Source organism: Mesorhizobium sp. M0590 (genome assembly GCF_040320905.1).
GTDB lineage: Bacteria > Pseudomonadota > Alphaproteobacteria > Rhizobiales > Rhizobiaceae > Mesorhizobium.
Genome location: NZ_JAMYQN010000001.1, coordinates 241,282 through 267,859 on the forward strand (window position 1 = coordinate 241,282; position 26,578 = coordinate 267,859).

Annotated in this window: 33 protein-coding genes; 13 read left to right on the forward strand and 20 right to left on the reverse strand. The window is 62.9% G+C overall.

Going from position 1 to position 26,578, the window contains the following annotated elements; genetic code table 11:
- Positions 1-42: 42 nt before the first annotated feature.
- A complete protein-coding gene (locus tag NKI52_RS01215; protein WP_254816554.1) occupies positions 43-408 on the reverse strand; it encodes a cell division protein ZapA in 366 nt (121 codons plus the stop codon).
- 4 nt (positions 409-412) lie between these two features.
- Positions 413-685: a DUF4164 domain-containing protein gene (locus NKI52_RS01220; RefSeq protein WP_006200774.1), complete on the reverse strand. Its 273-nt coding sequence runs from the start codon at positions 683-685 to the stop codon at positions 413-415.
- A 260-nt stretch (positions 686-945) separates the two neighbouring features.
- On the opposite strand from NKI52_RS01220, the gene tkt reads away from it, so the two are divergent.
- From tkt to NKI52_RS01235, 3 genes are all read left to right on the forward strand, one after another.
- Complete coding sequence (gene tkt / locus NKI52_RS01225) at positions 946-2,937, forward strand: transketolase (protein ID WP_352696827.1); 1,992 nt, start codon at positions 946-948, stop codon at positions 2,935-2,937.
- A gap of 158 nt (positions 2,938-3,095) precedes the next feature.
- The gene (gene gap, locus NKI52_RS01230; RefSeq protein WP_023678507.1) at positions 3,096-4,106 is read left to right on the forward strand and encodes a type I glyceraldehyde-3-phosphate dehydrogenase; all 1,011 of its coding nucleotides are present in this window, start codon (positions 3,096-3,098) and stop codon (positions 4,104-4,106) included.
- Positions 4,107-4,323: 217 nt separating this feature from the next.
- Complete coding sequence (locus NKI52_RS01235; RefSeq protein WP_352696829.1) at positions 4,324-6,213, forward strand: potassium/proton antiporter; 1,890 nt, start codon at positions 4,324-4,326, stop codon at positions 6,211-6,213.
- Between the two features lie 169 nt (positions 6,214-6,382).
- Here NKI52_RS01235 and NKI52_RS01240 read toward each other — a convergent pair whose 3' ends face one another.
- Positions 6,383-7,300 carry a polyprenyl synthetase family protein gene (locus tag NKI52_RS01240; protein ID WP_352696831.1) on the reverse strand — a complete coding sequence of 306 codons (918 nt, stop codon included), beginning with the start codon at positions 7,298-7,300 and terminating at the stop codon, positions 6,383-6,385.
- Between the two features lie 79 nt (positions 7,301-7,379).
- Between NKI52_RS01240 and NKI52_RS01245 the strand changes: the two genes are divergently transcribed.
- From NKI52_RS01245 to NKI52_RS01255, 3 genes are all read left to right on the forward strand, one after another.
- Positions 7,380-8,138: a biosynthetic peptidoglycan transglycosylase gene (locus tag NKI52_RS01245; RefSeq protein WP_031212144.1), complete on the forward strand. Its 759-nt coding sequence runs from the start codon at positions 7,380-7,382 to the stop codon at positions 8,136-8,138.
- 139 nt (positions 8,139-8,277) lie between these two features.
- Positions 8,278-8,460 (forward strand): 50S ribosomal protein L32, encoded by a 183-nt coding sequence (gene rpmF, locus NKI52_RS01250; RefSeq protein ID WP_006203806.1) that lies wholly within the window; start codon positions 8,278-8,280, stop codon positions 8,458-8,460.
- Between the two features lie 199 nt (positions 8,461-8,659).
- On the forward strand, positions 8,660-9,061 hold the full coding sequence (locus NKI52_RS01255; protein WP_023678503.1) for a hypothetical protein: 402 nt from the start codon (positions 8,660-8,662) through the stop codon (positions 9,059-9,061).
- A gap of 10 nt (positions 9,062-9,071) precedes the next feature.
- Here NKI52_RS01255 and NKI52_RS01260 read toward each other — a convergent pair whose 3' ends face one another.
- The 3 genes from NKI52_RS01260 to NKI52_RS01270 form a co-directional block, all read right to left on the reverse strand.
- Positions 9,072-9,503: a GlcG/HbpS family heme-binding protein gene (locus NKI52_RS01260; protein WP_023678502.1), complete on the reverse strand. Its 432-nt coding sequence runs from the start codon at positions 9,501-9,503 to the stop codon at positions 9,072-9,074.
- Positions 9,504-9,600: 97 nt separating this feature from the next.
- Entirely contained in the window at positions 9,601-9,831 is a 231-nt protein-coding gene (locus NKI52_RS01265; protein WP_023678501.1) for a hypothetical protein, read from the reverse strand.
- Between the two features lie 75 nt (positions 9,832-9,906).
- Positions 9,907-10,431, reverse strand: coding sequence for a winged helix-turn-helix transcriptional regulator (locus tag NKI52_RS01270; protein ID WP_352451127.1), 525 nt, complete (start codon positions 10,429-10,431; stop codon positions 9,907-9,909).
- Positions 10,432-10,528: 97 nt separating this feature from the next.
- Here NKI52_RS01270 and NKI52_RS01275 point away from each other — a divergent pair, with 97 nt between their 5' ends.
- Positions 10,529-11,380, forward strand: a complete 852-nt coding sequence (locus tag NKI52_RS01275) for an alpha/beta fold hydrolase (protein ID WP_352571983.1) — start codon at positions 10,529-10,531, stop codon at positions 11,378-11,380.
- A 61-nt stretch (positions 11,381-11,441) separates the two neighbouring features.
- Entirely contained in the window at positions 11,442-12,098 is a 657-nt protein-coding gene (locus NKI52_RS01280) for a glutathione S-transferase family protein (RefSeq protein ID WP_352457946.1), read from the forward strand.
- Positions 12,099-12,241: 143 nt separating this feature from the next.
- Here the strand turns inward: NKI52_RS01280 and NKI52_RS01285 are convergent, their stop codons facing one another.
- From NKI52_RS01285 to NKI52_RS01295, 3 genes are all read right to left on the reverse strand, one after another.
- Positions 12,242-12,529, reverse strand: a complete 288-nt coding sequence (locus NKI52_RS01285) for an ArsR/SmtB family transcription factor (RefSeq protein WP_023678497.1) — start codon at positions 12,527-12,529, stop codon at positions 12,242-12,244.
- Between the two features lie 31 nt (positions 12,530-12,560).
- Entirely contained in the window at positions 12,561-13,808 is a 1,248-nt protein-coding gene (locus NKI52_RS01290) for an MFS transporter (protein WP_023678496.1), read from the reverse strand.
- 96 nt (positions 13,809-13,904) lie between these two features.
- On the reverse strand, positions 13,905-14,099 hold the full coding sequence (locus NKI52_RS01295) for a DUF1192 domain-containing protein (RefSeq protein WP_023678495.1): 195 nt from the start codon (positions 14,097-14,099) through the stop codon (positions 13,905-13,907).
- Between the two features lie 124 nt (positions 14,100-14,223).
- Between NKI52_RS01295 and NKI52_RS01300 the strand changes: the two genes are divergently transcribed.
- The 3 genes from NKI52_RS01300 to NKI52_RS01310 all read left to right on the forward strand — a co-directional run bounded on the left by NKI52_RS01300 (position 14,224) and on the right by NKI52_RS01310 (position 16,558).
- A complete protein-coding gene (locus NKI52_RS01300; protein WP_352454845.1) occupies positions 14,224-15,234 on the forward strand; it encodes an NAD(P)H-quinone oxidoreductase in 1,011 nt (336 codons plus the stop codon).
- A gap of 132 nt (positions 15,235-15,366) precedes the next feature.
- Positions 15,367-15,507: a DUF1127 domain-containing protein gene (locus NKI52_RS01305; protein ID WP_023678493.1), complete on the forward strand. Its 141-nt coding sequence runs from the start codon at positions 15,367-15,369 to the stop codon at positions 15,505-15,507.
- A gap of 355 nt (positions 15,508-15,862) precedes the next feature.
- Complete coding sequence (locus NKI52_RS01310; RefSeq protein WP_292655650.1) at positions 15,863-16,558, forward strand: DUF1013 domain-containing protein; 696 nt, start codon at positions 15,863-15,865, stop codon at positions 16,556-16,558.
- A 58-nt stretch (positions 16,559-16,616) separates the two neighbouring features.
- Here NKI52_RS01310 and NKI52_RS01315 read toward each other — a convergent pair whose 3' ends face one another.
- The 3 genes from NKI52_RS01315 to NKI52_RS01325 form a co-directional block, all read right to left on the reverse strand.
- Positions 16,617-17,336 (reverse strand): helix-turn-helix transcriptional regulator, encoded by a 720-nt coding sequence (locus NKI52_RS01315; protein WP_023678491.1) that lies wholly within the window; start codon positions 17,334-17,336, stop codon positions 16,617-16,619.
- 18 nt (positions 17,337-17,354) lie between these two features.
- A complete protein-coding gene (locus NKI52_RS01320) occupies positions 17,355-17,762 on the reverse strand; it encodes a hypothetical protein (RefSeq protein WP_352571986.1) in 408 nt (135 codons plus the stop codon).
- A gap of 141 nt (positions 17,763-17,903) precedes the next feature.
- The gene (locus NKI52_RS01325; RefSeq protein WP_352489312.1) at positions 17,904-18,071 is read right to left on the reverse strand and encodes a hypothetical protein; all 168 of its coding nucleotides are present in this window, start codon (positions 18,069-18,071) and stop codon (positions 17,904-17,906) included.
- Between the two features lie 202 nt (positions 18,072-18,273).
- On the opposite strand from NKI52_RS01325, the gene NKI52_RS01330 reads away from it, so the two are divergent.
- Positions 18,274-18,435 (forward strand): hypothetical protein, encoded by a 162-nt coding sequence (locus NKI52_RS01330; RefSeq protein WP_352454847.1) that lies wholly within the window; start codon positions 18,274-18,276, stop codon positions 18,433-18,435.
- Positions 18,436-18,552: 117 nt separating this feature from the next.
- Here NKI52_RS01330 and NKI52_RS01335 read toward each other — a convergent pair whose 3' ends face one another.
- The 7 genes from NKI52_RS01335 to NKI52_RS01365 all read right to left on the reverse strand — a co-directional run bounded on the left by NKI52_RS01335 (position 18,553) and on the right by NKI52_RS01365 (position 25,277).
- Positions 18,553-19,284 carry an SGNH/GDSL hydrolase family protein gene (locus NKI52_RS01335; RefSeq protein ID WP_023678487.1) on the reverse strand — a complete coding sequence of 244 codons (732 nt, stop codon included), beginning with the start codon at positions 19,282-19,284 and terminating at the stop codon, positions 18,553-18,555.
- An 82-nt stretch (positions 19,285-19,366) separates the two neighbouring features.
- Positions 19,367-20,107: a DUF899 domain-containing protein gene (locus NKI52_RS01340; RefSeq protein ID WP_352571987.1), complete on the reverse strand. Its 741-nt coding sequence runs from the start codon at positions 20,105-20,107 to the stop codon at positions 19,367-19,369.
- Between the two features lie 149 nt (positions 20,108-20,256).
- Entirely contained in the window at positions 20,257-21,282 is a 1,026-nt protein-coding gene (locus NKI52_RS01345; RefSeq protein WP_352571988.1) for a class I fructose-bisphosphate aldolase, read from the reverse strand.
- Positions 21,283-21,423: 141 nt separating this feature from the next.
- A complete protein-coding gene (locus NKI52_RS01350; protein WP_352571989.1) occupies positions 21,424-22,620 on the reverse strand; it encodes a phosphoglycerate kinase in 1,197 nt (398 codons plus the stop codon).
- Between the two features lie 160 nt (positions 22,621-22,780).
- Positions 22,781-23,635: a lytic transglycosylase domain-containing protein gene (locus NKI52_RS01355; RefSeq protein ID WP_352571990.1), complete on the reverse strand. Its 855-nt coding sequence runs from the start codon at positions 23,633-23,635 to the stop codon at positions 22,781-22,783.
- A 4-nt stretch (positions 23,636-23,639) separates the two neighbouring features.
- Entirely contained in the window at positions 23,640-24,893 is a 1,254-nt protein-coding gene (gene ispG, locus NKI52_RS01360) for a flavodoxin-dependent (E)-4-hydroxy-3-methylbut-2-enyl-diphosphate synthase (RefSeq protein ID WP_352571991.1), read from the reverse strand.
- A 204-nt stretch (positions 24,894-25,097) separates the two neighbouring features.
- On the reverse strand, positions 25,098-25,277 hold the full coding sequence (locus tag NKI52_RS01365) for a YdcH family protein (RefSeq protein WP_023678481.1): 180 nt from the start codon (positions 25,275-25,277) through the stop codon (positions 25,098-25,100).
- A gap of 239 nt (positions 25,278-25,516) precedes the next feature.
- On the opposite strand from NKI52_RS01365, the gene NKI52_RS01370 reads away from it, so the two are divergent.
- On the forward strand, positions 25,517-25,720 hold the full coding sequence (locus tag NKI52_RS01370) for a YdcH family protein (RefSeq protein ID WP_023678480.1): 204 nt from the start codon (positions 25,517-25,519) through the stop codon (positions 25,718-25,720).
- A 34-nt stretch (positions 25,721-25,754) separates the two neighbouring features.
- On the opposite strand, the gene NKI52_RS01375 is transcribed toward NKI52_RS01370, so the two are convergent.
- Positions 25,755-26,558 carry an IclR family transcriptional regulator gene (locus NKI52_RS01375; RefSeq protein WP_352571992.1) on the reverse strand — a complete coding sequence of 268 codons (804 nt, stop codon included), beginning with the start codon at positions 26,556-26,558 and terminating at the stop codon, positions 25,755-25,757.
- Between the last annotated feature and the right edge of the window lie 20 nt (positions 26,559-26,578).

Below are 26,578 nucleotides of genomic sequence, written 5' to 3' on the forward strand. Positions count from 1 at the left end.
TTGCTTCTCGGCAAATGCAGCAGGAATTTTCGCTGCGCTGGTTCAGGCCTTGTTCACTGCCAGCGTCGTCGCCAGGTCTTCCATGCGCTGGGCCAGTGCGCCGAGCGCCCCGGTCAGCACGGAATCGTTCTTGTCGGCCTTGGTCAGTGCGTCGTCGCGCGTCTTGCGCAGCGTCAGCACTTCGCTTTCCATGCCCTTGACCCGCTTCTGCAGTTCCGAAAGCTCGTCCATGACCATGATGCCGGCCATCACGGTCAGCCGCTGGTCGCCGATCTCGCCAAAAGAATCCTTCAGATGCGAGACATAGCGGTCGAAGCGCTCGGCAAGATCGATCAGATGCTCTTCCTGGCCCTCGTCGCAGGCCATCCGATACTGCTTGCCGTCGATGGAAACCGTGACTTGTGCCATTGGCCTACCTGTCCAGTACCGCGCGGATGGTTTCCATGGCTGTCACCAGCCTTCGCGACACTTCCTTGTTGGCATCTTCCAGCCGTTCGGCGCGGGCCTCGGAATTGTCGAGCTCCTGCGCCAGCCGCGAGCGGTCGGCGTTCATCCGCTGCACTTCGGCCTCGGCTTCCGAATAGTCCCGCTCGTGCTCGAGCTTGGCCGCGACGGCGTTTTCCAGCCCTTCGATGGCCTTACCCAGCCTGGCAATGACTTCCTTGAGGGTCGTTTCCCCGGTCATGGCTTTCGTCCTGCGCCCTGCCCATCACCGAATCATCCACGTTCAGAACGCGTTATCCCTGAAACATTACGCGTCGTGTGAACCGCACGTCAATAAAGCTGTCGCGACTGTCCCCTGCTAACGCTAATGTAAGTCGCGCATGGCCATCACAAGACCGGCAAAAGCACACCGATTTGTTGACTAAAAGGCCGCGCCTGCTATGTGTCGCGCACCCTTTTCAAGGGCTTTCCCAAGGCCCAAACCCCCATTTTGGAGGAAGCATGACTTCGCGCGAACAACATGACCGGATGGCCAATGCGATCCGTTTTCTCGCCATGGACGCTGTGGAGAAGGCAAACTCCGGCCATCCCGGATTGCCCATGGGCTGCGCCGACATCGCCACGGTGCTGTTCACCCGCTTTCTCAAATACGATCCGAAGAACCCGCATTGGCCGGACCGCGATCGCTTTATCCTGTCGGCCGGCCACGGCTCGATGCTGCTTTACTCGCTGCTCTATCTGACCGGCTACGAAGACATCACCATCGACCAGATCAAGCAGTTCCGCCAATTGGGGTCGAGGACCGCGGGCCACCCGGAATACGGCCATGCCGCCGGCATCGAGACGACGACAGGCCCACTCGGCCAGGGCCTTGCCAATTCGGTCGGCTTCGCACTCGGCGAGCGCATCATGAATGCCGCTTTCGGCAATGATCTCGTCGACCACTACACCTATGTGCTGGCCGGCGACGGCTGCCTGATGGAAGGCGTATCCCAGGAAGCCATCGCGCTTGCCGGGCATCTGAAGCTGAACAAGCTGATCGTCTTCTGGGACAACAACAACATCTCGATCGATGGCCCAGTGTCGCTCGCCGATAACACCGATCAGGTCGCCCGCTTCCAGGCGTCCGGCTGGAATGCCAGCCATATCGACGGCCAGGACCCGGAAGCGATCGCCTATGCCATCGAAGCGGCCCGCCACTCCGACAAGCCGACGATGATCGCCTGCAAGACGACCATCGGCTTCGGCGCGCCGACCAAGGCCGGCACCAACAAGGCGCATGGCTCGCCGCTCGGCGCCGAGGAAATCGCTGGCGCCAGAAAATTCTTCGGCTGGGATTATCCGCCCTTCGAGGTTCCGGCCGATATCCTCGACGCATGGCGTATCGCCGGGCGGACCGGCGTCAAGGCGCGCACCGACTGGGAAAGCCGGCTTGCCAAGGCTGATGCCAAATTGCGCGCAGAGTTCGAACGCCGCATCAGTGGCACGCTGCCAGCCAACTTCGACGCCGTCATTGGCGATTACAAGAAGAAGCTCGTCGCCGACAAGCCGAAGGTCGCCACCCGTAAGTCATCGGAAATGGCGCTGGAGGTCATCAACGGCGCCGTGCCCGAAACCATCGGCGGCTCGGCCGATTTGACCGGCTCCAACAACACCAAGACTAGCCAGACCAAGAACATCACCGCCGACGATTACGGCCAGCGCTACGTTCATTACGGCGTTCGCGAGCACGGCATGGCGGCCGCGCTCAACGGGCTGACATTGCATGGCGGCATTATCGCCTATGGCGGCACTTTCATGTGCTTTTCCGATTATGCCCGTCCGGCGATGCGGCTTGCTTCGCTGATGGGCATCCGCTCGATCTTCGTCATGACCCATGATTCCATCGGCCTTGGCGAAGACGGCCCGACCCATCAGCCGGTCGAGCATCTGGCAGCACTTCGCGCCATTCCGAACCACAATGTCTTCCGCCCGGCCGACGCGGTGGAAACCGCGGAATGCTGGCAGTTGGCCATTGAGTCGGAAAAGACGCCTTCGACATTGGCGCTGACCCGGCAGAACCTGCCGACGGTACGCAACGACTTCGTTGCGGAAAACCTCTCCAGCCGCGGCGCCTATGAACTTGCCGCCGCCAGTGGCGAGGCGGCGGTGACGATCTTCGCTTCGGGCTCCGAGGTCGAGATCGCGCTGGCCGCCCGCGAGGCCTTGGAAAAGCACGGCCACGCGACCCGCGTCGTCTCGGTGCCGTGCTTCGAATTGTTCGACAAGCAGAGCGCCGACTATCGCAGCAGGACGATCGGCAATGCGCCGCTCAAGATTGCCATCGAAGCCGGCATCCGTCAGGGCTGGGATCACTTCATCGGCACCGACGGCATCTTTGTCGGCATGACCGGCTTCGGCGCCTCCGGCACCATCGAACAGCTCTACCCGCATTTCGGCATCACAGCCGAGGCAACGGTGAAGGCGGCGGAAGCCCGTCTGCATGGCAAATGAAAGTGAGCCCCGCCCGGCAAAGGCTGGCATAGCGGTTTTGCCGGGCGGTGGAGCACTAATCGATTTAAATCCACGCCTCGGCGGCTGGATTCTTTGCCCGTCCGCCGTTATGAAGCTGCGGACTTGATCTTCGGCCTCCAACTCCCAGGGAGAGAACAATGACCGTCAGAGTTGCCATCAACGGATTCGGCCGCATCGGCCGCAACATCCTGCGCGCCATCCATGAATCCGGCCGCAAGGATATCGACGTCGTCGCGGTCAACGATCTCGGCCCGGTCGAGACCAACGCGCATCTGCTGCGCTTCGACAGCGTCCATGGCCGCTTTCCGCACGAGGTGACGGTTGACGGTGACCAGATCATCGTCGGCAAGGAAAAATTCAAGGTCACCGCGATCAAGGATCCGACGCAACTGCCCTGGAAGGAGCTTGGCATCGACATCGCGCTCGAATGCACCGGAATCTTCACCGCCCGCGACAAGGCCGTCGCCCATCTGACCGCCGGTGCCAAGCGCGTTCTCGTCTCCGCTCCGGCAGAGGGCGCCGATCTCACCGTCGTCTATGGCATCAATCACGACAAGCTGACCAAGGACCACATCGTCATCTCGAACGCCTCCTGCACCACCAACTGCCTGGCGCCGCTGGCGGCCGTGCTGAATGAGGCGGTCGGCATCGAGAAGGGCATGATGACGACGATCCATTCCTACACCGGCGACCAGCCGACGCTGGACACCATGCACAAGGACCTCTACCGCGCCCGCGCCGCCGCGCTGTCGCAGATTCCGACCTCGACCGGTGCTGCCAAGGCCATCGGCCTGGTACTGCCCGAACTCAAGGGCAAGCTCGACGGCATCTCCATCCGCGTGCCGACCCCGAACGTCTCGCTCGTCGATTTCAAGTTCATCGCCAAGCGGCCGACCACCGTCCAGGAGATCAATGACGCGGTGATCGCCGCCTCGAACGGCAAGCTGAAGGGCATCCTCGCCGTTACCCGTCACCCCAATGTTTCGATCGACTTCAACCATGATCCGCATTCCTCGATCGTGGCGCTCGACCAGACCAAGGTCATGGACGGCAACTTCGTTTCGGTGCTGTCGTGGTACGACAATGAGTGGGGCTTTTCCAACCGCATGGGCGATACCGCCGTCGCCTTCGGCAAGACCATCGCCTGATCGCAGAGCCAGCTTCTCGACCTGGAGACGCCCGGCTCAGTCCGGGCGTTTTTCATTGCAGCACGAACCGCCGAGGCACGCTCCGCTGCTCGGGGGTGCCAAAACTTTCGACGATCGGCAGCGTGGGGCAAAAAGCCACGCTGCTGCCTTGCAGCGGCCATGTCTTCGCCCCACTCTCCCGTGATGCCGGAGCATATCGACTAGGGGCGACCAACGAATGGAGCATGGTATCTATCTTGTGACGCTCGTTGGCGCAGCACTTGTCGTTGCCGCCGCGTTTTCAAGCCTGATCGCCTTCCGTTTCGGCGCCCCTCTCCTGCTGCTGTTTCTCTGCATCGGCCTCGCCACCGGAACCGACGGTCTCGGCATCCATTTCGACAATGCCCGAGTTGCTTATTTTGCCGGCTCATTGGCGCTGGCGGTCATCCTTTTCGATTCCGGCTTTGGCACGCCGCTCAACGCCTTGCGGCAGGCGGCCGGGCCGGCGCTGTCGCTGGCCACATTCGGCGTCCTTTTGACCACCGGACTCTTCGGCGCCGCCGCCTATTATCTGCTCGACCTGACCTGGCTGGAATCCTTCCTGCTCGGTGCCGCCGTCGCCTCGACCGACGCCGCGGCGGTGTTCTTCCTGCTGCGCGCCGGCGAGATTAATTTGCGCGAGCGCGTGCGGTCCACGCTCGAGGTGGAATCCGGCACAAATGACCCGATCGCCATCTTCCTGACCATCACGCTGGTCGAGGTCATCGCCGCCAATACCCACCCCGAGGCCAAGGTGCTGGTCACCGATCTTGCCGTCGGCTTCCTTGTCAACATGGGGCTCGGCGCGGTCATCGGCATTCTCGGCGGCATGGCCATCGTGCGCCTTGTCGATCGCCTCAATCTCGATCACGGCCTGCTGCCGATCTTCGTGCTGACGCTGTCGCTTATGGTGTTCGCTGCCGCCGGTGCCGTCGGGGGCTCCGGCTTTCTGGCGGTCTATCTCGCAGGCCTGATTGCCGGCAATTCCGATATCCGGGCCGTCACCATCCTCAAGCGCTTCCAGGACGGCATGTCGTGGCTGGCGCAGATCATCATGTTCCTGATCCTCGGCCTGTTCGCGACGCCTTCGCAATTTCCGGCGATCCTGGTGCCGGCAGTGCTGCTCGGCCTGTTCCTGGTATTTGTGGCACGGCCAATCGCCGTCTGGCTCTGCCTGGTGCCGTTCCGTCTGCCACGCCCGGAAGTCGCCTTCGTCTCGTGGGTTGGCCTGCGTGGTGCCGTGTCGATCCTGCTTGCCATCACGCCGCTGCTCGGCGGTCTTGAGAACGGCCGCCTCATCTTCAACACTGCCTTCATCATCGTGCTGGTCTCGCTGATCATCCAGGGATGGACCGTCGGGCCGCTGGCGCGCCGTCTCGGCCTTATCGTGCCGGCCCGCCTGGGACCGCTCGACAAGGTCGAATTGGAACTGCCGGGCTCCGCCCATCATGAGCTTCTCGCCTACCGCGTGGCACCTGGCAGCCCGGTGGCGCGCGGCGAACGCATTCCGCGCTGGGCGCGGCCGTCGCTGGTGCTGCGCGACGGACGCTCGATGCGCTTCCAGGATATGGGCCGGCTGGCGGCCGGCGACCATGTCTACATCTTCGTGCCGGACCGCTATCCGCGCCTGCTCGACAAGCTGTTCGCCAGCCGTGCCGTGGTCGATCCCGAGGACGCGGATTTCTTCGGGGCCTTCGCCGTCGATCCGTCACGCCCCGCCGAGGAACTGGAGACCGCCTACGCGCCGGGCCTGACCGAAGCGGAACGCAAGCTCAGCATTGGCGACCTGGTCACTACGCGGCTCGGCGGCCACGCCGAATACGCCGACCGCGTGCTGCTCGGTCCGATCGAGCTGATCGTCCGCGACGTCGACGACAAGGGCAGGATCACCGGCCTTGGCCTGTCCTTTGAGCCGACCGCGCCGGTGGCGCGCGTTCCGGTGTTCCTCAGCGCCGGCGAAATCCGCGATCGCATCGCCGCCATCATCCGCAACCGGCGCAAGCCGGCCGAGGCGCAGGCGGTCGAGGCGGCGGCCGAGATGGAACCGGTTCCGCAGCCCGTGGTGGAAAAGACAACTGGCGACGGCTGACCGCTGTCCACCCGAGCCGCGGAACCCTGCCGCGAGGCTGAAGAATGGCTCGGCAACTGGTGTGGCGGGTCCATGTGGTCCGACATCGCCGGAAATGATCCCGATCGGCCGGTTGCGAGGGCGTCCGGCCGATCAGTCGCCAATTCTCCGGCGCGCCATAGGGGCGCGCTTAATTGTTGCGGGCCGCTACGAACTGCGCCGCTTGTTTCAGAAGCGCAGCCTGCTCGCCAAAAGGTTCGAGCAACGCATGAGCCTGGTCAACGAGGCCATGGAGCTGGCCCCGCGCCCAGTCCGGTCCGTGCAGCGCGACCAGCGTCGCCTTGCCGGCCGGGGCATCCTTGCCGGTCGCCTTGCCCATCTGATGCGCGTCGGCGGTCAGGTCGAGCAGATCGTCGGCAAGCTGAAAGGCAAGCCCGATCGCCGAGCCGAACTCGGCCAGCCTTTCGCGGTCGCCCGACGGCGCGCCGGCAAGGATAGCGCCCGCTTCGCAGGCAAAGCGGATCAGCGCACCGGTTTTCATCGCCTGAAGCCGGATGATGCCGGCCTCGTCCGGCCGGCTTTGTTCGGCTTCGAGATCGAGCATCTGGCCGCCGACCATGCTTCCCGCCCCGGCGGCGCGGGCCAGTGCCAGCACCAGCGTTGCCCTGCGCTCGGCCGGCAGCATTGTCGCCTCGTCGGCAAGGATGTCGAAGGCAAGTGTCAGCAAGGCGTCGCCCGCAAGAATGGCGGTCGCCTCATCGAAAGCCCTGTGCACGGTCGGCTGGCCGCGGCGCAAATCGTCGTCGTCCATGGCCGGCAGATCGTCATGGATGAGCGAATAGCAGTGCACGCATTCGAGCGCCGCCGCGACGCGCAGCGCCGCCTCGCCGTCGGCTGAAAACAGTGCAGCACTTTCCATGACCAGGAAGGGACGCAGTCGTTTGCCGCCGTTCAGCACGCCATGTCGCATTGCCGCCATCAGGCGTTCGGGCCGCGCGACCTCGCCCGAAAGCGTCCGTCCGTCGAGCAACCGCCTCAGCAGCGCCTCGAGCGGAACTGCCCGGGCAATAAGTGCAGCTTCGAACGCCATTTGGTCGTCTTTCGTCATGGTCGGGAGCGGTAGCCGACACTCAGACGTTGCGCAAGAAGCCAAGCGCCATTATGCCGGGGGCAGGGAGTAGCGCGGACTGGGTGGCTTGGCGGAACCGATCGTCGATCACGAAACCGAAGGGTTGGACATGGCGAGACCGAGACGCGGCAGCCGCATCGGTCTTCAACGCTGGGTCCGGCGCGGCATCGCCGTCGCGGTCGTGCTGGCGCTGGTGCCGGTGGTGCTGACCTTCCTGTACCTGCCGACATTCGTGCATCCGGTGTCGACATTGATGCTGAAGGACCTGGCGACGTTTTCTGGCTACGATCGGCGCTGGGTTTCCATCGACGATGTCGCGCCGGTGCTGGCATATTCGGTCATCATGTCGGAGGACGGGCAGTTCTGTTTCCATCGCGGCGTCGATCTGGGCGAGTTGCGCGGCGTCGTCGACGATGCGCTCGCCGGCGAGATGACACGTGGCGCCTCGACCATCACCATGCAGACGGTAAAGAATCTTTATCTATGGTCGCGGCCGTTGGGCTCGGTCCGTAAGGTCGTGGAACTGCCGCTGGCCGTCTATTTCGATGCGGTGCTGTCGAAACGGCGGATCATGGAGATCTACCTCAACATCGCCGAATGGGGACCGGGCATCTACGGCATCGAGGCCGCCGCCCAGCATCATTTCGGCGTCTCGGCAAAACAGCTGTCGCGCCGGCAGGCAGCGCTGCTTGCCGTCACCTTGCCGAATCCGATCGTGCGCAATCCGGCGAAGCCCGGGCCGGGACTGAGGCGGCTTGCCGCGTTGATCGAACGGCGCGCCGGCCGCGCCGGCGCCTATGTCGGTTGCCTGCGATAGTGTCAAAAAAAAACACGGCGACGCTGGCCAAAACGCCGTCGGGCGTGTATAGGCACCCGACTTTCTCAGATTCCGGCCCCTGATGTGGCCCTTTCACGAGGGCCGCCGGGGCGTTTTGACCATGTAGTGGAGCATATCCATGGCCGTTCCGAAACGAAAAACCTCTCCGTCGAAGCGCGGCATGCGCCGTTCTGCCGACGCACTGAAGGCCCCGACCTATGTCGAGGACAAGAACTCCGGCGAGATGCGCCGTCCGCACCATATCGACCTGAAGACCGGCATGTATCGCGGTCGCCAGGTTCTGGAGCCGAAGGAAAGCTGAGAGAGCTTTCGACGGTTTATGGGTTGCGAAACGACCGGCCATTGGCCGGTCTTTTTGCGTTTGCGACAACTGATCGTATCAGCCGGGCCTGACATTGTTGTTTCACGCCGTCTTTGTCCGTGTTTATCGGCCGCACGAAAATTCTTGACGGCGAACGCCGGGCGCACTCTACAAAGATCAGTCCAACCGGAGCCGCCACATGTTCGGTGCCATCCCGCTGCTGATCGTGCCTTTCATCCTCTACAATCTCGGGCTTCTGGGAATATTCGGCAGCGGCGACGATCCGTGGGCCACCGAAATGTTTTCGGTCCGGATGATGTCGGGTGGCGTGTTCTCGATGACACTCGGCGACCTCATCGTGCTGATCGCACTGATCTTCTTGTTCGTCGAAGTGGTGAAGTCGACGCGCACGACAAATGCCTCGATCATGGACCATCTTTTGTCGACCTTCGTCTTTGTGGCCTATCTGGTCGAGTTCCTGCTGGTGAAGGGCGCCGCCCATTCCGTTTTCTTCACACTGATGGTCATAGCGCTGATCGACGTGCTGGCCGGCTTTTCGGTGTCGATGCGGTCGGCCACCCGCGACATCAATATGAGTTAAGGATCCCGACTCAGCCCGGGTCAGCGGTGAAGCCAGCCGCCTCGACGCCGGCGATGGCTGCCGTTTCATCATTGTCGGACGTGTCGCCGGAAATACCGATGGCGCCGATGATCGTGCCGGCGTTGTCGCGGATCAGCACGCCGCCGACGACCGGCAGGACGCGCCCGCCCGACACGTCGGAGACGCCGGCGATCAGATGCGGGCGCTCCTTGGCGAAAGCTTCCACCCGGCGCGAGCCCATGCCGATAGCGAGCGCGCCATAGGCCTTGCCGGCCGACATTTGCGGACGCAGGAAAGAGGCGCCGTCCTGACGCTGGAACGCGACCAGATGGGCGCCGGCGTCGAGCACCGAGACGCCAAGCGGCCTGAGCTTGAGCTCGGCACCCTTGGCAAAGGCGGCGGCGATGATTTCAAGGGCTTTGTCGAGCGTCAGTGCGGTCATGGCCGTCTCCTAAACGCGCCAGTTATCAACCGGCAGAACAGACTCCGAGTGAACTGTTTCGCGTGCGAAAGGAAGCATGCATTCTGGGAGCGCCGGCCTATTTCTTCTTGGCGCGAGGCTTCTTCACCGGGGCCGGAGGCGCATTGGCCAGGTCTTCCGCTTCCTTGGCGAGGCGCAGCGCCCGCAGCTTGTTGGTCTTGGCTTGGCGAGCGTCGCTCTCGGCGACATATTCCGCCATCGCCTTCTGGCGAACCGTGGCTGCCTCTTCCTGTTTCTTGAAACGCAAATCGGCCCGCGCACGGGCAGTGTCCTTAGAGTTCTCGACCAAGAGCGTTATCCAATCCGTAAATTATCTTCAGTCCCTTGATAGCAGAGCCAGCCCGCAATTGGGAAAATAAGTTGGTCATGGCGCCGGATCGCAGCCGACTCGCTCCGCCTTGCGGGCGACTACCGCATCGTATCCGGCCTGCAAAGTCGCGCGGACGGTGGGTCCAGATGGGGCGGGAGACGCACCCAGATGCTCGTGGCGCAACTCGTTCATGAACTTATCCCACATCGGCGGGCCGCCTTTTTCCAGAAGCTCGGCACGGATAGAGAGCTCTTCGCTGACCGGCAGCCAGACGCGGCCCCAGGCGCCGAGATGCGCCAGGATCGGCACCAGCGTAATCGCCATTTCGGTCAGGCTGTAGATCGCCTTTTGCTTGTGGGAGGGATCGTCCGCCTTGGTCAGCATGCCGAGCTCCATCAGCCGCTTCAGCCGGTCGGCGAGGATGTTGGAGGCGATGCCCTCCATCGAGCCGTTGAGCAGTTCGCGAAAGTGGCGTCTGCCGCCGAAGATGATGTCGCGAAGGATGATCAGGCTCCACCGGTCACCGAACACTTCGAGCGACAGGTTGATGGGGCATCCGGACCGACGATCGATGTTCATGCGAATCTCCAAAAACCGGTTGCACTATCGTATCGGTTTTAATATCGTGCAACTGATTGCAACTTGCAATCGGATTTGCAGCCCAAGGAGGAAAGTCATGAGAAACGCCGAACACCCCGAAATCGTATCCCAGACGTTCGGCGATCCGGCCCATCCGGCGGTGTTGTTGATCATGGGCGCGATGGCTTCCATGCTTTGGTGGCCCGAAGCGTTTTGCCGGAAGCTGGCCGGCGAGGGTCGCTTCGTGATCCGCTATGACAATCGCGATACCGGCCGTTCGACCAAATACGCGCCGGGCGAGCCGCCTTATACATTCGACGACATGGTGGACGATGCCGTCCGCGTCCTTGACGACCAGGGAATCCGAAAGGCGCACGTGGTCGGCATGTCGATGGGCGGTATGATCGCGCAGCTCGTTGCGTTGAAATACCCGCCGCGTGTCAATTCGCTGACGGTGATCAGCAGCTCGCCCCTGGGCATCGATACGTCGCATTTGCCCGGAACCACCGAGGCCTATAGGAAACATTCGGCCGAAGGCGCCAAGGTCGACTGGTCTGACCGTGGCCAAGCGGTCGATTTCATGGTCAAAAACGCGCGTGCGCTCGCCGGCACCGCGCATCCGTTCGATGAGGCGCGGACGAGAGCGTTCGTGGAACAGGACTACGACCGGTCCGGCGGCTTTCTCAGCGCGACCAATCACTTCATGCTCAAGGGCGGCGAAGATCGGAGCGGCGAGGACTGGACGGGGCGGCTGCACGAGATGAAGATTCCGCTCCTCGTTATCCACGGCACCGACGATCCGATCTTTCCAGCCGAGCATGGCGCCGCTCTTGCCGACGCGGTCGCCGGTGCAAGACTGGTCCGGATCGAGGGCGGCGGCCACGAGCTGCATCCCGACGATTGGGCCGCGATCATCGATGCGATCGTCGCCCACAGCCGGGCCACGTAGCAGCGGGCCGAACCTTGACACCGGATGCCCGCGAGACGAAGCACCAAAGATAGGAGCAAAAATGTCCCTGACGATGCATCTTCATCCGCTGGCCTCCTTCTGCTGGAAACCGCTGATCGCGCTCTATGAGAACGGCACGCCATTCACATCGGTCGTCGTCGATCTCGGCAACGAACAGTCGCGCGCGGCGTTCCTGAAATTGTGGCCGGCCGGCAAGATGCCGGTGCTGCGCGATGAGGCGCTGGACCGGACCGTGCCGGAATCGACGATCGTCATCGAATATCTCAACGCGTATTATCCCGGACCGGTCGAGCTGATCCCCGGCGATCTCGATCTCGCCCGTCAGACCCGGCTTGCCGACCGCTTCTATGACTTCTACGTCCAGGAACCGATGCAGAAGATCGTTGGCGACCGGCTGCGGCCGGAGGGCAAGACCGATCCGTTCGGCGTCGAGCAGGCCCGCGCCCAGCTGCGCAGCTCCTACGCCATCATTGAACAGGACATGCAGTCGAGGACATGGGCGGTGGGTGCGAGCTTCACCATGGCCGACTGCGCTGCCGCCCCCGCGCTGTTCTACGCCAACAAGGTCGAGCCGTTCGGAGACGAATATCCTGCGGTCAGGCGCTATCACGACCGGTTGCTGCAACGCCCCTCGGTTGCCCGTGTGATCGAGGAAGCGCAGCCGTATTTCAAGCTCTTCCCCTACAACAATGGCTAGAGTGGTTCATCGTTTCACGGAAACGCCGAACCGCTCTATCTCTTTGTTTTTGCGCAATTCCGTACGGAAAACCGTTTCACACTTTTCCTGGAATTGCTCTAGGCCCGATGCTGCATAGTTGCTCGACGCGCTGACGATGCCCCTCAGCTTCCGGGTGAACCGAGCTGCTCCGCATCCCAGAACTGGTCAAGCCAGATGTTGAGCTTCAGGAAGCCGGCATTGCTGACCGTATAGACGCGCCTGGTGCCTTCCGGCTTGGCGTTGACCAACCCCGCATCAAGCAGCACCTTCAGGTGCTGCGAAACGGCCGGGCGGGACACCGGCAAGCCGGATGCCAATTCGTTGACGGTCTTCGGTCCGCGCCGGAGCTCTTCCAAGAGATGGCGCCGGTTGGGATCGGCAATCGCCATGAAGGCGTCGGAAAGCATCATGCCTTATTTGTGGGGCAAAGCGCCTCGAATCTCAACTGTCGGCTTCAGCTTTTCTGCGCGGGTCGAGCCGCAACGCTTCCGGCGTCACCGAGCGATCGGCGGGCTGGGTCTTGAAGGCATCGCGGCCTTCGATCGGCACCGGCGCGCGACGGCTGATGCGCAGCAGCGTATAGCCAGCCAGGCTGAGATGCGCGAGCGCAGTGGCCAGGAACAGCCCCTCAGGGCGCATCCAGCCCATCAGGCCGGCGGCCACCAGCGGACCGATCATCGTGCCGAAGCCATAAAGCAGCAGCAGGCCGCCCGACACTTTGACGAAGTCCTCCGATCGCGCATGGTCATTGGCATGCGCCACCGCGATCGAATAGAGCGTGTAGGCGAAGGCGCCGTAGGCGGCGGTGCAGACGATGACGAAGACGCCGGAGCGCGGTTCGAACAGGAAGATGGCGATGGCAAACAGCGCAGCACCGAAGGCCGCGCCCGCCAGCACGAAACGACGGTCCGTCGTGTCGGAGAGCCGCCCGGCCGGAAGCTGCATGGCGGCACCGGCGATGACCACGAGGCTCATCATCAGCGCGATCTCGGCTGTCGAGATGCCGATGCGCGCTCCATAGACGGCACCAAGTGTACCCCAGGCGCCGTTGGCGATGCCGATCAGCACGCAAGCGATCGCCGACACCGGCGAATTGACGTAGAGCCCCTTGACGTCAAGCGACACGTCCTGCAGCGGCTTGGGGTGAGACGCCGTCGAGACCGCCGTCGGGATCAGCGACAGGCAGAACAGAATGCCGGTGATCATGAACAGCGACGCCGATCTCACATCGCCGCCGGCAACGATCATCTGACCGCCCATGATCGAGGCATAGGTGACCATCATGTAGAGGCCGAAAACGGTGCCGCGGTTTTCGTTGGTGGCCTTCTCGTTGAGCCAGCTTTCGATAACCATGAAGGCGCCGGCCATGGTGAAGCCGGTGAAGGCGCGCAGCAGGATCCAGGTATATTCGTCGATGATCAGGCCGGTGAGCAGTGCGACGATCGCTCCCGATGCGGCAAAGGCGCCGAAAGCCCTGACATGACCGGCGCGGCGCACGATGCGTGGCGCAAAGAAGCAGCCGGTGACGAAGCCGCCGGCCCAAGCCGTGCCCATCAGGCCGAGCGATGCCGTCGAGAAGCCCTCCACCTGGCCGCGCAGCGGCAACAGCAGACCGTGCAGTCCGGATGCCGCCAACAGGAACGCGGTGCCGCGCAGCAGCGAGAGGATCGGTCTGTAGCTTGCGAACATTTTTCAATCCGGCTGGGGTTTAGGGCACAAGTCTGGAGACAGCGGCATTCGGGCTTTTCGGCGGCGTGCCCGAGCTTTTGGAATTGCCCGCAGTAACTACCCGCGGCGAAACAGCGCCTCTGCCGCCGACTTGGTCGAGCCCTTGGTCTTGAGCTCGGCTTCCAGCCGGGCGATCTCGTCGCGCAGGATGCCGATCCGTTCGGACAATTCATCGACGGAAAGCAGCGACAGATCCTGCCCGATCTCGTGCGGGCGCGCTTTCTTCTTGGGTTCGTCGTCGAAGATCGCCATCGTCGCTCCTCCGTGATTGCCCATTTGCCTGATTTGCCAATGAGCATACATAGGGCAAGGGTATGGATGCAAATGGCGGGCAAGAGCTGGCACGAAAAACCGGCGGAGCACGACGGGAAAATTCATGGCGAACGCACAGAAAATTCCGGCGAAGATGATGGCGATCGCCATATCGGAACCGGGCGGGCCGCGAGTGCTGAAACCGGAAACCCGCGACGTACCGGTTCCCGGTCCCGGCGAGATCCTGATCCGGGTGCGGGCCGCCGGCGTCAACCGGCCGGATGTGCAACAGCGCAAGGGCGCCTATCCGCCACCGCCGGGAGCGTCGGATCTGCCGGGCCTGGAAGCAGCAGGCGAAGTTGCTGCCCTTGGTGACGAGATATCGCGCTGGCGCGTCGGCGACCGGGTCTGTGCGCTGACGGCGGGCGGCGGCTATGCCGAATATGTCAGAGTGCACGCCGGCAGCGTGCTGCCGCTGCCCGCCGGCTTTACCTACACCGAAGCGGCGGCGCTGCCGGAAAACTACTTCACTGTTTGGCACAATGTCTTCGAGCGCGGCGGCCTGAAGAGCGGCGAGACCCTGCTCGTGCATGGCGGCTCGTCGGGTATCGGCACCACGGCGATCCAGCTTGCTGCCGCTTTCGGCGCCTATGTCGTCACCACCGCCGGCAGCAAGGAGAAATGCGACGCCTGCCTCAAGCTCGGCGCCGACCGGGCGATCAACTACCGCGAGGAAGACTTCGTGGCCGCAGTCAAGGAGGCAACCGGCGGCAAGGGTGCCAATGTCATCCTCGACATGGTCGGCGGCGACTATGTGGCGCGAAACTATGAGGCTGCAGCCATGGAAGGCCGCATCGTCCAGATCGCGACGCAGGGCGGGGCGGTGGCGAGCGCCGATTTCTTCAAGATCATGGCCAAGCGGCTCGTGCACACAGGATCGCTGCTCAGGCCACGCACCGTGGAGTTCAAGGCGGCAGTTGCGGCTGCGCTGGAGGCGCAGGTTTGGCCGCTGCTCGGCACACGCAAGGTTGCGCCGGTGATGGATACGATCTTCCCGCTCAAGGAAGCGTGGCGGGCGCATGAGCGGATGGAGGAGGGTGAGCACATCGGCAAGATTGTGCTCGATGTCGCCTGACGGCCCGCAAACAGGCTGAACGAAAGTTTAACGGTGCAATGCAACAAACGCATTGCGGCCATGCAAAAGCGTCTGTTCAATTTTTCATCGCCGATGCCTATTTACGCGGCATCAAAACGATGGAGGACTATCATGAACCCGATCCGCGCTTTCCGTAACTGGCGCATGTACAACGAAACCGTGCGCGAACTGAACCGGCTGAATGCTCGTCAGCTCAACGACCTCGGCATCAACCGCGGCGACATCGAGAGAATCGCCCGCAAAGGGCTTTGATCTCGAGCACGATCCCGCCCGAAGACCGGGCGCTGCTTTTCGGCAACGCCGAGCCGCGGTTCGGGATCAAGCTTTAGAAGCCAGAGCCGCAGCAGACGGATTTCCGTCGCCGGTTCCGAGCCCGCCCGACCTTGGTCTGGCGGGCTTTGTCTTTTTGAAGCTTTTCGACTGCATGGCGTCATCTGCCGACCCTTCGCGGTCTGCTGGTCGCGCTGCCGTGCCGTCCTTGACGCGCGCCTGCCAAAAACATTGCGAAACGGCGAGCGAGCGGTTATATAGACCGCGATTTTCCCATTTTGGTGGCTCTAAACCACCGCCCGCGCGGGAACGCGGGCGAACGAGAAGGATTTTTGTAATGGCCAATACGCTGCTGATGCCAAAGGCGACCGCCGTCTGGCTGGTTGACAACACAGCGCTTTCCTTCGAGCAGATCGCGCAGTTCTGCGGACTGCATCCGCTTGAGGTCAAGGCGATCGCCGACGGCGAGTCGGCGCAAGGCATCAAGGGCATGGACCCGATCATGACCGGCCAGCTCACTCGCGACGAGATCGCGCGCGCCGAGAAGGACCCGAACCACCGGCTGAAGCTCTCCGATCCCAAGGTGCGGGTGCCGGAATCCAAACGCAAGGGTCCGCGCTACACGCCGCTGTCGAAGCGCCAGGACCGGCCCAACGCCATCCTCTGGCTGGTGCGCAACCATCCCGAGCTCAAGGATGCGCAGATTGCCCGCCTTGTCGGCACAACGAAGTCGACGATCGACCAGATCCGCGACAGAAAGCACTGGAACTCCGCCAATCTCCAGCCGATGGATCCGGTGACGCTCGGCCTGACGTCGCAGATCGACCTCGATATGGAAATCAACCGCGCCTCGCGCGGCCGCGAGCAGGCGCAGCCGGTCGGCGATACGCTGCTGCCGGCCGCCTTGACCGAACGGCTGGTGCCGGCGCCCGAAAAGCCGAAGGACGAGGACCGCGAACTTGACGCCAACGCCGTCTTCGCCAAGCTTTCGGCGCTGAAGTCGAAGGACAAGGACGCCGACGAAGAGGAATAGGTCTGGCATCCAAAACAAAAAGCCCGCTTTCAAGCGGGCTTTTTTGTGATCTTCCGTGTCAGCTTCGCGCCGCCCGGTCCGGCGCCATGCCGTAATCCTCGCTGCGCTCCACCGCGCGATAGAAATCGGCGAGCTGCTTGCCGCGCTCCGGCTTGAAGGTGCGGCCGGCGATGACCACCGAGGCGATGCGGTCGATGCGGAAGGCGCGGAAATCGCCGCGCATCTCACACCAGGCGACCAAGGTCCACACCTTGCCCCAGAACCACAGGCCGAGCGGGCGGATGTCGCGCGCGGTGCTGCGGCCGGCCTCATCCGAATAGTCGATGGTCAGCACCTGACGTTTCTCGATGGACCGCTCGATCAGGTCGATGGCTTCGCGGGCGGCATCGCTTACCACCCACATCGGCGTGTGGATCTCGGTACGGGCGATGCGGTCCTTTTCGGCGTCGGGCAACACGGCGCCTATCTTGACCAGCGCCTCGTCGGCGGCTCGCGCCATGGCCGCGCCACCAAAGGCGCGCACCATGCGGGCGCCGGCGACCAGCGCGACGATCTCGTCACGCGTGAACATCAGCGGCGGAAGGTCGAAACCCTCCCTCATCATGTAGCCGACACCGGCCTCGCCGTCGATCGGCACGCCGGTCGACTGCAGGTCTGCGATGTCGCGATAGATCGTCCGCTCGGAAACCTCGAGCCACGTGCCCAGCTTCTGGGCGGTGACCAGACGACCACCACGCAGATGCTGCACGATCTGGAAGAGCCTGTCGGCGCGGCGCATCGTATGGTCCCTCGGCGTCTATCGTTCCAGCCCTTCGCGCTTGCGCTGCGCGGCGACGAAGGCCGCGCCGAAGGACAGTTTCCTCGTTGTCGGCGTGCTTGCGTCGACCACCCGCCAGAACGGCGCAACGTCGCCCAGTGCCATACCACGCTCAAGATCCTCGTTGGCGGCCTCGGCGACGGTGCGCAGATGATAGCCGATGGTGACCGGACATGTCATCTCGGCACCGTGCTCGATGGCGAGAGCGGTGCGCAAAGCGCGGATATTCATGTCCATGCCTTCGGGGATGGAGCGGATGAATGCATGGACCTGGCGAGCTGTAGGAACCAGCATCGGCTGGCCTTCGACGACGTCGCCGATGGTGCGTGGCGACGGTCTTATGCCGTTGATGCCACGCGTGTTCAGCCTGTCGTTCCAGCTTTTCATCGATCGTCCTCTCGGCCATCCGGCTCCGGCGGCCATCGCACTATGGCACGAGCCTCCTGACACCATACTGTCAGGAGGCTTCAGCATGCCCATCTCAGCTCGTCGCCAGGTCGCATCCAAACGCCACGCAGAAAGCTTGCCTCAATTGCCGCCATTGCGGCGGTCGCCATACATGTCCGGCCAACCAATATCCTTGCGGATGTCCGCCGGCAGGGTGTTCATGAACCGCTGGGTGCGGATTTCATTGCGCATCGTCCGGATCTTGCCGACATAGTGCTGCACGCTACGCAGAATGGTAATACCGTTCATCGCTGGTCTCCTCTCTTTCGATGCAGGCACTATCGCACACCCCTGCTGACAGCAGTCTGTCAGGAGGGTGCGGCTCTCATGACCGGCGTTCCGATTTATCCATCGAAGTGACAAGGCAGTGCTGAAAAGAGGCTTGCCGCAGTGGAAGCCGGCGATCCCGGAGCCGCTTTGACAGCCAGCCGCGATGCTGATCAAAGGCTGCATGTCGAAACTTCTCGCGCTCGTCATCATCCTCATGATGGTCATCCAGCTCATCAAGCCGCTCGGCTGGCCCGGGCTGAAGCGGCGCAGCGATTTCTGGAAGCTGGCGCTTCTGGCGATGGCGGCGATTTCGATTACGGCGGTGCTCGGGCACTGGACGTAATGCATGTCGCGCAAAAGTGTGCAGCGGTTTTGCGACAACGACATGCATAAAAACAAGAACCTGAAGCGCGTCGGATGAGGCCAATCGAACGCGACGCGCTTTAGTGCCGGCGGCCCGCTACGCGACGCCCGGTTCGTTGGCGAGCACCAGGCTGACCAGATGTTCCGCCCAGGCTCGGTAGCCGGCTTCCGAAGCGTGAAATCCATCCGATGCGAAGCCGGCATCGGCATCCGTGATCGGCAGCCGGGGCGCCGGTATGGCGCCGCGTTCGAGGCAAAGGCGCTCGCCCATCCGGTTCATTTCGACGGCGCGGATTTCGAGGATCTTGCCGAGCAGCGGCGGCATTGCCGGAGCCCGGGTGAACTCCAGCACCGGCGACCACACGACGCGCGCTTCCGGCCATTTGGCGCGCAGCGCGTAGAGCAGGCCGCCAAACTCGCGCTTGAAGCGCGGTACCGAATGAAAATTCTTGGTGTCGTTGGTACCGATGGCCAGCACGATATGCGTCCACGGATCGGCCGATAGATTGGGCAGCACATGATCGCGGATCTGGCCAGAGGTTGCCGAGTTGAAGCCGGCCGCCCGCCAGCGCACGGTGCGGCCGGTGCGTTGCGCAATCAGAACTGCCAGTTGCGCGGCCAATCCGTTTTCGGAATTGCCGATCCCTACCGAGGCGGCGGAGGAATCGCCAAGCACCAGAACCGAGATTGCTGGCGCCAGGCCAGATATCTCGTGCATGACCGGACCTTGTGCCGGCAGCATGCGGGCGGTGCGGCGACGCACGCCAAGTCCTTGCCAGACATAGACCGGAAAGGCGAGCCAGGTGAGAAGGGTCGGAAAGCGCCGCATGGCAAGTCCCTTTTAGGGCATAGCGAACAGCACTTAGCGCATGTCGGGCCGAAGGCGAAAGACCTTGGGTGACCGCCCGTCGTCAATGGCAGCAGCTGTCCTGCATCTCGGGCGTATCCGCATATTCGTCGTGCAGCCGCACCCAGTCCACCAGGCTATGGTGGGGACCGGTTTCGTTGCGACCCTTCGGCGTCAGGTCGAGATAGTGATATGTGCCGATCAGCGGATCGCCGCCTCTGGAGCGCGAGATAAAAGTCAGGAAGATGTCGCCTTTCTCGTCGCGATAGAACACGCTGGTGCCGGGAAGATCCTTCGATTGCCGCGCACGCCGCTCGAAATTGTAGGTCGTGTCGCCGGCCGCGATCTGCTTGTCGGTGAATGACACCTGCATGTCGAAGTTGAAGTCCGAAGCGTACGACGACACCCAGTCGAATTTCCAGCCCATGCGCTGCTTGTAGGGCAGAAGCTCGGCCAGCGGCGCCCGCGCAACCACCACGAGCGAGACGTCGTGGTGCCTGAGATGCTGGTTGGCACCGTCAATGTGGTCGGCAAGAAACGAGCAGCCCTCGCAACGATAGTCGGCACCGGGGCCGAACATGAAATGGTAGACGATCAGCTGGCTGTTGCCGCCAAACAGGTCGGGCAGTTTCTTTGGCCCTTGCTCGGTCTCGAAGACGTAGTCCTTGCGGATCTTCAGCCACGGCAGTTCGCGGCGTTCGGCGGCGACACGATCGCGAAAGCGCGTCAATTCCTTTTCGCGCGCCAGATGCGCCTTGTGCGCCTGAAACCACTCTTCCTGCGATACGGTCTTGTTGTTTGGCATAGGTCTGCTCCTCTTTTCACGGAGGACGATCGGCAGCGAGGAATGCCGACACCGAGCTGCATTTTTAGTTGCAGGAAATTGCAGACCTTGCTGCTTTCAAACAAACCCGGGCAAAGGCCCGGGTCGGAGGGAACGCAACCTGAATTCCGTCAGGCGGCTTGCTCAAGCGTCGGCTGCCATTGTCCAAGCGCTGCCAGATGGTTCATGTGGGCGCGATGGGCGAAGGCGGCCTGGGCGGCGGCGACGTTCGCCGCCTTGCCGCCCCACGCCTTCTGCGGAGCGGCCTGCAAGGCGCGGCCGTAGGAAAAGGTCAGCTTCCACGGATGCGGGCCAATGGCATTGATGGCGTTGAGGTTGGAGGTCGCCTCCTCGTCAGATTGTCCGCCCGAAAGGAAGGCGATGCCTCCGATCGCGGCCGGCACCGTCTCGCGGAACAGTTTTATGGTCTTTTCGGCGACTTCCTCGGGGCTGCTGACCTTGCCCGACTTCTTGCCGGCGAGGACCATGTTCGGTTTCAGGATGGTGCCTTCGAGGACGACGCGCGCCGCATAGAGTTCCGTGTAAAGCTTTGTCAGCGTCGCCTTGCTGATCTCGTAGCAGGTGTCGATGTCGTGGGCGCCGTCCATCAGCACTTCCGGCTCGACGATCGGCACGATGCCGGCCTCCTGGCAAAGCGCTGCATAGCGGGCGAGCGCATGGGCGTTCGAGCCGATCGAGGTGGCGGAGGGCACGCCCTTGGCAACATCGATGTCGATCACCGCGCGCCATTTGGCGAAGCGGGCGCCGAGCTTGTAGTATTCGGCAAGGCGTTCGCGCAAGCCGTCGAGGCCCTCGGTGACGGTGTCGCCGGGGAAGCCGGCCAGCGGCTTGGCGCCGGCGTCGACCTTGATACCGGGGATGGCGCCTGATGCCTTGATGATGTCGACCAGCGGCGTGCCGTCGGCGGCCTTCTGATGGATGGTCTCGTCATAGAGGATGACGCCGGAAATGTATTTGGTCATCGCATCGCTGGCGCGGAACATCATCTCGCGATAGTCGCGGCGGCTGTCGGCGGTCGATTCGACGCCGATGACGTCGAAGCGCTTCTTGATGGTGCCGGAGCTTTCGTCGGCGGCCAGCAGGCCCTTGCCATCGGCCACCATCGCGGCGGCAATGTCCTCGAGACGTTCGCTCATTTTTGCTTCTCCTGAAAGAATTGATCCGCGCCCAGCAGACCACCAGAGCAACGCAGGTTCAAGTCGAACCATTTTGTCAAACAAGCGCGAATCGATTGAAAGTCGCGGGCGCACTCCTTCACGCTGCTCTTGCGGCCGCGCTCAGCGCTTCAAGACGTCGACGCCGGGCAACGGCTTGCCTTCCATCCATTCGAGGAAAGCGCCGCCGGCCGTCGAGACATAGGTGAAATCGTCGGCGACGCCGGCATGGTTGAGTGCCGCTACCGTGTCGCCGCCGCCGGCGACGGAAACCAGTTTGCCGGCCTTGGTGCGCGCCCCAGCGTGCCGGGCCGTCGCCACCGTCGCATGGTCGAACGGCTCGATCTCGAAGGCGCCGAGCGGTCCGTTCCAGACCAGCGTCGCGGCACGGTCGATCCATTCGGCAATGGTTTTCTCGGTCTTTGCGCCGACATCAAGGATCATGCCGTCGGCCGGCACGTCCGCTATGGCGACGGTCTCGCTGGCGGCGCCCGCCTTGAATTCCCTGGCGACGACGCCGTCGACCGGCAGGATGATGGCGCAGCCGGCCTCGGCCGCCTCGATCATGATCTGCTTGGCGGTGGTCGCGAGATCACGCTCGCACAAGGATTTCCCGACGTCGGTGCCGCGCGCCGCTAGAAACGTATTGGCCATGCCGCCGCCGATGACCAGCGCGTCGACCTTCTTCACCAGGTTCATCAACAGGTCGATCTTGGTCGAGACCTTGGCGCCGCCGACGATGGCGACAACCGGGCGGACGGGATTGCCAAGCCCCTTTTCCAGCGCATCGAGCTCGGCCTCCATGGTGCGGCCGGCGAAGGCCGGCAGCACATGCGCCAGCCCTTCTGTCGACGAATGGGCACGGTGCGCAGCAGAGAAGGCGTCGTTGACGAAGATATCGCCGTTAGCGGCGAGCTTTTCGGTGAAGGCCGGGTCGTTCTTCTCCTCGCCCTTGTGGAAGCGGGTGTTCTCGAGCAGCAGCACGTCGCCGCTGTCCATGGCGGCGACGGCATTTGCCGCCTTGTCACCGATGCAGTCGGAGGCAAAGCCAACCGGACGGCCGAGCACGTCCGCCGTCGCCTTGGCGATCGGTTCGAGTGAGAATTCCGGCGCCGGTCCATCCTTGGGCCGGCCGAAATGGGCAAGCAGGATGACCTTGGCTCCCTTGCCGGAGAGCTCGGCAATAGTCGGCGCAATGCGCTCGATGCGGGTGGCGTCGGTGACCTTGCCCTCGGTGACGGGAACGTTGAGGTCGACACGCACCAGCACACGCTTGCCGCTGATATCGCCGATGTCGTCCAGTGTCTTGAAGCCGGCCATGCTGATCCCTTTCGCGAAAAATCGCGGGGACCTTACCCCGCATCGACAACGATGCAAGACCTGCCTGACGGTTCACCGAAAATATGATTCACGTATCGAGGACGAAGTGCCCACGGGGAACAAGATGGCAGCGATGGCGCGAAACGCACCGACATATGGCTTACCGATTGCGCACCACGATGCATGCGCCGCCCACGCTGTGCAGTTTCTGGCAAATATCGTCGGCCTTGGCTTTGGTGTCGGCGCCGATCCGCACCGCATAGATGCCGCGCCTGCCGATCGGTGTGCGCACCCGGCTGACCACCGGATCGCGACCGCTGAGCAAGGCTGGAAACCGGCGCTTCACGTTGCTCCACTGATTGAGCGCCGCGGCGCGGCGGAAATTGCCGGCCACCTGCACGCCCCACGGCTTGATGTTGATCGACGACATCGGCACGGTTCTGGACATGATCACCGGCAGCTCACGGCAAGCAGCAGCGAAACTCGCCTTCTTGTCGAGCGGCCGGATGACGCCGGCGTAGGCGGTATTGGTGAAGTTGTCGGCCGGCTCGCCCATGACGTCCAGAACGTAGCTTTCGGTCTCCATCGGCAAGAAGCCGCCGGAATTCAGCCAGCGCGACACCCGGGTCTCGCCGGCGTTGTAGGCGGCTGCGGCGAGGCCCAGATTGCCGAAGCCGGTCTTCAGTTCGGCGAGATATTTTGCCGAGGCCGGGATCGCTTGCTCGATATCGAACGAATTGGTGAGGCCGCGTATCCTGGCGGTGCCCGGCATGAACTGGGCAATGCCTTCGGCGCCGACCGGGCTGACCGCATTGGGATCGAAACGGCTTTCCTTCCAGATCAGCCGGGCAAAGAAATCCCTGGGCAGCCCGTTCCGGTCGGCATGGGCCTCGATCAGGTTGCAAACCTGGTCGATCAGCTTCTTTTTGGCGGGCCGTGGTGGATCGGCCTGAACGGCTGTCGCCCAGATCAGCCCGCAAATGAGAACCAGCGCCGCGCCGAGCAAACGCCGCATTCAACTACTCCGCCGCGGCTTTGTCGTGCTGCCCGAACCGCCGTTCGATATAGTCGGCGACCATTTTCTCGAAATCCGCGGCAATCGATGAGCCGCGCAGCGTCGCCGCCTTCTTGCCGTCGACGAATACCGGGGCGGTCGGCATCTCGCCGGTGCCGGGCAGCGAAATGCCGATATCGGCATGTTTGGATTCGCCCGGACCGTTGACGATGCAACCCATCACCGCGACCTTGAGGTTCTCGACGCCGGGATATTGTTCGCGCCACACCGGCATGTTCTTGCGCAGGTCGGCCTGGATGTTCTGGGCAAGCTCCTGGAACACGGTCGAGGTCGTGCGGCCGCAGCCCGGGCAGGCGGCGACGATCGGCACGAACTGCCGGAAGCCCATGGTCTGCAACAGCTCCTGCGACACCTGCACCTCGCGCGTGCGGTCGCCGTTCGGCTCCGGCGTCAGCGAGATGCGGATTGTGTCGCCGATGCCTTGCTGGAGCAGGATGCCCATGGCCGCAGACGAGGCGACAATGCCTTTCGAGCCCATGCCCGCCTCCGTCAGGCCGAGGTGCAGCGCATGGTCGGAACGGGTGGCAAGCTCGGTGTAGACGGCGATCAGATCCTGCACGCCGCTGACCTTGGCCGACAGGATGATTTTCTCGCGGGCAAGGCCAATCTCTTCGGCCATTTCGGCCGACAGGATCGCCGATTGCACGATTGCCTCGCGCGTCACTTCCTGCGCGGTCAGCGGAAAGCCTTGGGCCTGGTTGTCATCCATCAGCCGGGTCAGCAGCTCCTGGTCGAGCGAACCCCAGTTGACGCCGATGCGCACCGGCTTGTCGTATCGGATCGCCATCTCGACGATTGCCGCGAACTGCCGGTCCTTCTTGTCCTTGAAACCGACATTGCCGGGGTTGATGCGGTACTTGGCCAAGGCCGCGGCGCAGGCCGGATGATCGGCCAGGAGCTTGTGGCCGATATAATGGAAATCGCCGACCAGCGGCACGTTGATGCCGAGCCGCTCCAGTCGCTCGCGGATGGCCGGCACAGCGGCAGCGCTTTCGTCGCGGTCGACCGTTATGCGCACGATCTCGGAGCCGGCGCGATGCAGCGCCGCCACCTGCGCGACCGTCTGGTCGATATCGGCCGTGTCGGTGTTGGTCATCGACTGGACGACGACTGGGGCGCCGCCGCCGACCATCACGCCGCCGACATCGACACCGACCGACCTGCGGCGCGGGAAGGGTGAGGAAAAATATCCGGTCATGCCGGCTGCCTTTAATCTTGAAGGTCCGGGCATGAGGTGGAGGAGCAAAGATGGCTTGTCAATGGCGACTGGCGCGCAGGCCCAGCAAATCGGAAACAACAAGACGGCAGCTTGCCGCAAATCCATAGGCGTTTCCGGCAGCATAGAGACATACCACCGGAAAGAAATCACGCGCCGGGCGGCGTGGCTAGTCCTGGAAGGGCGTCAGTGCGTCGTCGGTTTCGCCTTCAGTTTTTCAATCTCGTCCTTGAGCGCCAGCTTGCGCCGCTTGAGATTCACGATTTCGAGGTCGTCCACCGATGGATGGGTCATCGCATCGTCGATTTCCCGTTCGATGTCGCCGTGTTTCCGCTGCAGCTCATCAAGATGGGATGCAAGAGACATGATTGGTTCTCCCTTTCATGGTTTCCTCGGATTGCAGCCGTCATGGCACGTCCACCGCAGGCTCGCTTCTGTGACGGCATAATGACAGTGTGCCACCATCGCGCACCGATGTCGAATGCTGCGTGGTAGCATTCCACGCCAATATGAAATGTGATATGGGCTGCGCGCCGGTGCAAGAAGACCCGGTCCCGCCCAATCAGGCCCATAGTTTGGGCGCCGCAGACGTGCAGACGGTAAAAATGTCCGATCAGGAACAGGCAGATATCCGCCTCGAATATTCCCGGCTGAAGCAGGAACACGCCGATTTCGACGCCGCCATCAATGCGATGATCGCCATGAATTGCGACCCGCTGCAGATCCAGCGCATGAAGAAAAAGAAGCTCTTCCTTAAGGACAGGCTGATGGCGCTGGAAGACAAGATCATTCCAGACATTATCGCTTGAACGGACGCCGGCGCTGGCCTGCTGGAAAGGCGGCCTATGCCGCGATCGAAAGCCGCGCGGCGCGCTCGAGCAACAGCTCTATCAGGTCATCGGTCTTTTCGGTCGAGGTATCGATGGGAACCACCAGGCACATCGTCGCCTCGACCCTGCCCGGCGCTGAAAAGACCGGCGCGGCCAGGCATTTCGTGTAGGCATCGACAAGGCCGGAGGTGACGCAGTAGCCGGCCGACTTGGCGACGGCGATGTCGTCTATGAAATCATCGAGCTGCAATCTGCGCCCGTCCGGCAGCACGAGATCGTCTTCCGAGACCATATCCTCGATCGCCGCCCTGTCGAAGCCGGCGAGGAGCAGTCGCCCGGAAGCTGTCCAGGGGAGCGGTATTTGCAGACCCGTCGCCGAGCTGATCCGGAATGGCCTCGTTCCCGGGCTTGAATGGACGATGGTGTAGCGGCCGCTTTGCAGCATGCACAACTCCGAGGTCTCGCCGGTCTCGCGTGACAGATGGTCGACTTCCTGGCGCCCTCGCCTAAGCAGGTCGTTGCCCCGCACATAGTCCATTCCGTAGAGATAAAGCTTCTTTCCGAAATAGACCCGATTGCCGTCCCCGGCCATTTCCAGCAGGCCTGCGTCGACCAGCGAGCGCACCAGCGTATAGGTCGTCGACCGCGGTGCATTCACCCCTCTGGCAAGGTCGCCAATGCCGATCGCACGCTGGGTCGTGTGGAGAAACTCCAAAATCTGGAGAACCCGGTTGAGACCCTTCTCCCGAGAGCCCGAGTTCTTGTCTTCGTCCAGACCGATGTCCGGTCGAGCGGCCAAGGCATTGCCATCTTGCATTATCGATCCCTGATGTTAAT